This is a genomic window from Variovorax sp. FW301-JW7 (assembly GCF_058788795.1).
In genome coordinates this window covers 80,978-87,332 of sequence record NZ_JBYTBC010000015.1, presented here as the reverse complement: position 1 = coordinate 87,332, position 6,355 = coordinate 80,978, and the positions used below count along the sequence as shown (strand labels likewise).

5 protein-coding genes are annotated in these 6,355 nt (G+C 61.9%); all 5 read left to right on the top strand.

All coding sequences use genetic code 11. The annotated features are described in order from the left end of the window. Window positions 1-1,797, top strand: a 1,797-nt coding sequence (locus AC3WQM_RS29015) for a DUF2345 domain-containing protein (RefSeq protein ID WP_492683437.1), incomplete at its 5' end; no start/stop codon positions are given. Then, a complete protein-coding gene (locus AC3WQM_RS29010; RefSeq protein WP_492683436.1) occupies window positions 1,794-3,434 on the top strand; it encodes a hypothetical protein in 1,641 nt (546 codons plus the stop codon). The genes AC3WQM_RS29015 and AC3WQM_RS29010, both read left to right, overlap by 4 nt. A gap of 41 nt (window positions 3,435-3,475) precedes the next feature. Then, entirely contained in the window at window positions 3,476-4,528 is a 1,053-nt protein-coding gene (locus tag AC3WQM_RS29005; protein ID WP_492683435.1) for a PoNe immunity protein domain-containing protein, read from the top strand. Then, entirely contained in the window at window positions 4,495-5,481 is a 987-nt protein-coding gene (locus AC3WQM_RS29000) for a PoNe immunity protein domain-containing protein (RefSeq protein WP_492683434.1), read from the top strand. The genes AC3WQM_RS29005 and AC3WQM_RS29000 overlap by 34 nt, the downstream gene beginning before the upstream one ends. A 58-nt stretch (window positions 5,482-5,539) precedes the next feature. Further along, window positions 5,540-6,283, top strand: coding sequence for a hypothetical protein (locus AC3WQM_RS28995; RefSeq protein ID WP_492683433.1), 744 nt, complete (start codon window positions 5,540-5,542; stop codon window positions 6,281-6,283). Window positions 6,284-6,355: the final 72 nt, after the last annotated feature.

The following is a 6,355-nucleotide window of genomic DNA, read 5'->3' as shown; positions in this document are numbered from 1 at the left end:
GGCAGCTACCGCAACAGCTTCGAAGCCCAGCCGGCCGAGGCGCAGGTCGTGCCGCTGTGGCGACCCAAGCCCACGGCTCCCGAGGCCATGGTCGCGCTCGTGGTCGGCGGCGATGACGACGAGGCACCGACCGCTGTCCACACGCAACGCGATCATCGGGTGCAGGTGCGCTTCCATTGGCAGACCCAGCGTGCGGGCCAGCAGCGATCGACCAGCAGCGGACAAGGCAGCCTCGTCGCCGCCGGTCGCCACGCGAGCAATCGCCAGTCCGTCTGGCTGCGCGTGGCGGCCCCCGAGGCCGGCCCCAACTGGGGCGCACACCACCTGCCGCGCGTGGGCTCCGAGGTGCTCGTGTCGTTCATCGAAGGCGACATCGACCGACCGGTGGTCGCTCAGCAGCTGTACAACGGACAGGACCTGCCGCCCTGGTCAGCCGGCACCGACTCATCGGCCAACCATGCGGGCGTTCTCTCGGGCTGGCACAGCCGCGCGCTCGACGGCAGCGGCTACAACCAGTGGATCGCCGACGACGCACCTGGACAAGTTCGCACCCGCCTGGCCAGTTCGCACGCGGCCAGTCAGCTGAACCTGGGCCACCTCAATGCCCAGTCCCCCGACGAGAGCAGCCGCGGCGCCTGGCGCGGCAGCGGCGCCGAGCTGCGCTCCGACGCCTGGGTCGCCACGCGCGCCGGCGAGGGTTTGTTGATCTCCACGCTGGCCCAGGAACGCGCGGCAGGCAGCGTGCAGGACACTACCAGCGTGCGTGGCCAGCTCGCCGGCGCGTTGCGCGAGGCGCAGAAGCTGTCCGATGCGGCCGGCGGCGCCAAGGCGCTGGCGTTGAGCGCCACGGCGCTGCTGCAGCCGCTGATCGACGACATCGATCCGCAGAAGAATGGGCACTATCCCGGCAGCGTCAACGGACAGGACGCGCGCGAGCCCACGGGCGGAGAGAGCGCAGGCTCACGCGAAGGGCAAGACCCCGTGCCCGCTTTCGCCCGGCCGCTCATGGTGCTCGATGCGGCCATGAGCCTGAACATGGCCACGCTCGCCAGTGCGACTGTGTACGCAGGCGAGGCCATCCACTGGACTGCGCAGGCGCAGGCCCACATCGCGGCGGGCAAGACCGTGAGCTTTGCGGCTGGTAAATCCGTGGGGCTGTACAGCCACGAAGGTGGCATCCAGGTCATCGCGCAAGACGGGCCGGTGAGCGTGCAGGCGCACACCGACGAACTCGAATGGCTGGCCAAGGAAGGCTTCACGGTCACCAGCAGCAATGACGAGATCCATGTGCTGGCGCAGCAGAAGATCACGCTCAAGGGTGGGCAGACGAGCATCGAGCTGGATGGGATGAACATCACGCTGAAGATGCCGGGGCTGCTGGACATCAAGGGGACGAGCAAGAGCTTTGTGGGGCCGAAGGGGAATCCGGCGGAGTTGCCATACCTGCCCGTCGGCGCACTGACGGAAACGCCACCCGACCTCGAGCTGCACTACACCTACGACGATCTGACCCCTGTGGTGCAGGCCACCTACAAGGTCACCTTTGACAGTGGCGCCGTGCTGCAAGGCATGCTCGATCAGGACGGCTACAAACTACTGCGCGGGGTGCCCAAGGGCGGTTACCGCGTCGAATACGGTGAAGACGCGCGTGACTGGAAGGCCCCTCCGCTGGCCAAGAACGATGCGGAGTTTCAGAAGCAGGACGTGAAGGACCAGGGCGTTGCCCTGATCGAAAAGGCACTGGCCACAGAACCTCCGATCGGCGGCTGGACATCGGGAGAGGGAGAAAACGCATGAGCGGAACGCGTAGCGAAATCGAGCGCTTCTTTCGCACTCTGCTGCTGGGCGACTTCGAGGAAGACCAGCACTTCGGTGCCCAGATCGTCGGCGGGCTGATCTCGCTGATTCCGATCCTCGACCAGGTGATGGATGCGCGCGACATCACAGGCACCCTGTTCAAGATCAATCAACGCGGAGGGTTCGACAAGGCCAGCTCGGACCAGCTGGTGAACCTGGGCTTTGCGGCGTTCGGCGCCATCCCTGAAGTGGGCAGTGCGTTCAAGACCGTTTTCAAGCCGCTGTGGAGAGAGCGTCGGGCCGTCAAGGGTGCGGTTCACAGCGGCCTGCAAGCCGTGGAAGGCCTGCTGGGGTTGGGCAAGGGCGGCGCGATCAAATGGATACGAAAGGAGCTTCTTGGCAAGTGGGTGGCGCGCAGCAATGAGGCGATCCAGAAAGTCGATCTTGCAATGAACTCCTGCATCGAACTGCTCGAGTTCATTGCGACCGCGAGCGGCTGGAAAGACTGGATGATTCCCGACCCCGTGCAAAAGCTTGCCAGGGAACTGCTGCCCAGCCTGAAGAAGATGCGCGGCCAGATTCGGGCCCCGCTGCAGCGCGCCAGCAAGGAGATCTACGAATTCCTGGAAGACCTGCTGGGCGAGCAGGCCGCAGCCATCGTCATGGCGGCGGGTCAGCGCGCGGTGACGGCGTCTGCGAACCCGGGTACGCGCACCAAGGCGGGCCACAACGCGGTCGAGCTTCATCCCAGGGGGAAGGTGCCGGCTCGACAAAAAAAGCAGACAGTGGTGGGGCGCGCTGAAACCGACACCAGGAGGGGCGGTGGACCGGTTCATGTGGCCAAGCAGCTCATGCGCAAGGCGTTCAAGAGCCTGGCCAGCCAGGAGAAAGGGCTGGTGGGTGAGCACATGGCCGACTATCACGAGGTCAAACGGTTGCGCGGCAGTTGGCCGCACGACAAGCTCGAGGGGAAGTGGTCACCCGTGACGGTTCGAAAGCTCAACGTGGACAAGCGGCCGGTCAACCTGCGTCTGATTGACCTACCGAAGGTGAACCATGCCGGGCTGGATGCGGTGTGGCAACACGGCACGAACTACACCGTGACCGAGGCCAAGGCTCGCGAGAGCATCGGAGCCGCCTACGGGTTGGGGAAATTCCTCGTGAGCAAGGGGAAAATGCCCAAAGTCACCGGTCTGAGCCCAGATCACGAGTTGCTGCACTATCTGTTGAGTGACAGTCAGGATAAGCGAGGCGTGGAGTTCAAGATGGTGCAGATGTCCAAGGAATGGGTGACCGACAGAGCCCCAGCAGAAGGGCTTGATCGCGCGGCTGGAAACGCGATCAAGGCGTATGCAGCCGCACGTCGTGTTGTGCTCATCACCTATGAGTCGGAGGGGGCCGTCGATCACGCGGAGGCTCTCAAGGACATCCACATGGGAAAGCCGGATGCTCATGTCCATCCGCACACTCAGCACGGCCTCACGCGCGAGTGGGAGGCCGCAGCAATTGACGCAGTGGTGAAGGCTCGCGAGCGTGCGCGTCAGGCCAAGATCGAGACATCGCAGAGCGATGGAGCTGCAAGCGACAAGCCAGCGAAACCGAAAAAACCTCGCAAACCGACCAAGCCTCGCAAATGACGAGACATCTCGTCAACTCTAGAAATTTATAACTCCGTGCCATGACAGCTCAACAATTCCGCGCCGAGAGAAGGCAGAAATTCCTGACGGAACAGTACTACAAGCTCAACATTGTTGATCTTGCAGAGAGTTCAAAGGCCTATTCGCAAGGGATCGTCAACCTTCGTGCGCGAGGTGACCTTGAGCCTGCTGGGCAAGGTGGAATATTCAAGGACAAGCTCAATCTCCTGAAGCTGCACTACACCGCCGGTGAAGCCATAGAAGAGCTGAAGCCGATCTACGCAGATGTATTGAAAGCGTTGGGTGAATGGAATGATGCCTACCGTGTCTATATCAAGGCATTGGCGGCCGAGTCAGGCGAAGACTTGCGCGATGATGGAACGCCTCTAGATTTCGAAGACCTGTATCACTTCCAGCTGGCGATTGATGTGGTCAGTCTGGGAGTTCTGCTGGGTGACGGAGATGGGCTACGCCAGATCGCGAAGTGGCTCCAGCAGCATCGCGGCACGGACCTGCTCTTTGAATCCTTGATCGATCCCGCCGTTTCCGATCCACGAGACAACACGGACTTCTTTCATGTCAGCCCGTACGACCCGCTGATCGACGCTTTTTACACGGTTGAGACCCCCGACGAGGCTAGCGCCAAGGTCAAGGAATATCTCGACGGCTGGTACAAGAGCTTCGAAGGCGCGCCTTGGCATGACGGGCATTTGCATGCCGTAGAAGGGGAGTACATGCCCTATTACGGCTACTGGTCGTTTGAAGCCGCTGCTGTCTGCGTGACTCATGACATCGATGACAGCACTTTCCGCGATCACCTTCTGTACCCGAAAGATCTTGCGGACTGGGCGCGGGCCCATCATTCGTTGGCCCAACTCAAGCCCGGCGCATCGAAAGCGGCAGGGACTGACTCGCGCTCGACCCGTGTACCCGGTGGCGACGCTTGCCCTCAAACGGGTTGGTGGCTGACTCCCGCCAAGGTGGGGAGTCGCCGCTACTTCAAGGCTGGCGAAGTCATGCCTATCGTCAAGGGGAGCAACTACGGTTCCACTTTCTGGCAATGGGACATCGATCAGTCTTCTCCGAAGCTCTGAGGATCGAGGCCGAGGTGATAAAGGATCCAAAGGATCCAAGGTTGCGCGGGGAATCCGACTCAAGAACTGCGGCTGAATTGCGTGACGAGCGACCCGCGTGGCCTGGCGCGACAGCATTTCGCATTAGGCGCAGACAAGCGTTTCTGACAGAGCAGGATTACAAACTGAACCTCAAGACGTTCAAGTTTCTGATGTCAGAGTCGGAGAAAGCACTCCTCGAGCGCAAGGCCGCAGGAGAACTTGATCCATTCGGAGAGGCAGGAAAGTTCAAAGACCTCCTGAATATTCTCAAACTCCACTACACCGCCGGCTGTGCCATCGAGGAGCTGATGCCTCTGTACGGAGACGTGATGACAGCGTTGGGTGAATGGCATGCAGCAGAGCATGCATATTCCAAATGGCTCGCAACAAAGCGCGGGGAAGATCTGCGTTTTGATATGACGCCACTCGAATTCGAGGATCTTTCTCACTTCCAGCTCGCCATTGATGTCGTGAGCTTGGGCGTACTGTTGGGTGATGGCGATGCACTTCGCCAAAGCGCCCTCTGGATGCAACGCGCGCGAGGTACCGATCTGCTCTTTGAGTCTCTCATCGATCCAGCAGTCCCGGACCCAGGAGAGAACACGGATTTTTTCCATGTCAGCCCTTACGACCCGCTGATCGACGCCTTCTACACGGTCGATACCCCTGACGAAGCGAGTGCAAAGGTCAAGGAGTATCTCGACGGCTGGTACAAGAGCTTCGAAGGCGCCCCTTGGCATGACGGGCACCTGCATGCCGTCGAAGGCGAGTACGTGCCCTACTACGGCTACTGGTCCTTCGAAGCCGCTGCCGTCTGCGTGATTCACGGCATCGACGACAGCAGCTTTCGTGATCATCTGCTCTACCCCAAGGACCTTGCAGACTGGGCACGGGCCAATCGCTCGCTGGAGCGCCTCAAACCAGTCGCCTAGATGAGGCAAGAAAAGATGCCGTTGGGTCCTGTCGAGAGCGGAACGAAGAAATAGTCCCATGTGGCTCTACCTGCATCACACCGCCTCCGACCTCATCGACCTGGACCCCACAACCGGCCGCTGGCGCCCCGTCGACGACGCCGAGAAACCGCCAGGCGCCTCGGTCCTTGCTGACCTCCCCGTCAAAGGCGGCTACACGATCGAGAACGACAAGCGCTACTACAGCTACTGGACGTCCGACGAGAAGTTCGTCTTTCGCACCGACGACGGTGCCGTGTTCGAGATCTGCCAGAAGCGCGACGACGGCTCCGTGGAGATGCTCTCGCCCGTCCTGCGCAGCGAGATCGCGCCTTCGCGGTATGGCGATGGGCGCTTGCGGCAAGGCTTCAGCCAGTTCCGGCTGATGGACGCTGCGACAGGCAATGTCGTCTTCGAGCTGGACTACAACGCCGAGCGCTATCAACGCCTGTACCAGGCCGACTTCACAGCCGCGGCGGCGGAGCAGGATCTGTCCGACTGGGATTTCTTCGTCGCCTTGCAGGGCGCTATCGAGATCTTCGAAGAGCGTGCCGCGTCTGGCCGCGTCGCGTTCTCCGTGCAGGACGATGGCTCGGCACAGATCCAGGGGCAGCGCATGCGCCGCGATGAACTGCTGTTTGCGGACACGGGCCAGACCTGCCCCCGCTCGGGCGTCTGGGCCTGCCTGACCGATCTGCGGGTGAGCACGGCGGTCACGCAGGGCGAGCCGATGCCCTCGAACGGCGGGCAGCCGGTGCAATGGGTCTGGAGCCGCACCGACTGAGCGCAGCGCAGCCCGCGGCTTTTAACCCCGCCCCAGCCGGGTCACAGACCCTTGCGCATAATTGACGCAAGC